Source organism: Paraburkholderia gardini (genome assembly GCF_907164575.1).
GTDB lineage: Bacteria > Pseudomonadota > Gammaproteobacteria > Burkholderiales > Burkholderiaceae > Paraburkholderia > Paraburkholderia gardini.
Genome location: NZ_CAJQYY010000073.1, coordinates 1 through 605, shown reverse-complemented (window position 1 = coordinate 605; position 605 = coordinate 1). Strand labels below are relative to the sequence as shown.

Below are 605 nucleotides of genomic sequence, written 5' to 3'. Positions count from 1 at the left end.
TCCTTGTTGATCGCCACGATCACCTTCGAGTCCTTCATGCCCGCCAGATGCTGGATCGCACCCGAGATGCCCACCGCCACGTACAGTTGGGGAGCCACGATCTTGCCCGTCTGGCCCACCTGGTAGTCGTTCGGCACGAAACCCGCATCGACTGCTGCGCGCGAGGCGCCCAGCGCCGCGTTCAGCCTGTCCGCGAGCGGCTCGAGCACCTTCGTGTAGTTCTCGCCACTGCCCAGCCCTCGCCCGCCCGACACGATGATCTTCGCCGAGGTCAGCTCCGGCCGGTCCAGCTTCGTCACTTCGCGGCTTACGAACTGCGACAGGCCCGTATCGGCTGCCGCTTCGATCTTCTCGACCGTCGCGCTGCCGCCTTCTGCTGCAACCGGGTCGAAACCGGTCGTACGTACCGTGATCACCTTGATCGCATCTTGCGACTGGACGGTGGCGATCGCGTTACCCGCGTAGATCGGGCGCTCGAACGTGTCGGCGCTGTCTACAGCCGTGATGTCGCTGATCTGCGCGACGTCCAGCTTCGCGGCGATGCGCGGCGCGATGTTCTTGCCACAGGCCGTGGCCGGCGCGAGGATGTGCGAATAGTTCTTCGC

1 protein-coding gene is annotated in these 605 nt (G+C 65.1%); it reads right to left on the bottom strand.

Features of this window, described 5'->3' with window-relative positions; translation table 11 throughout:
- Positions 1-605: electron transfer flavoprotein subunit alpha/FixB family protein (locus LPA34_RS26855; RefSeq protein ID WP_228984173.1), on the bottom strand; the 605-nt coding region annotated here is incomplete at both ends.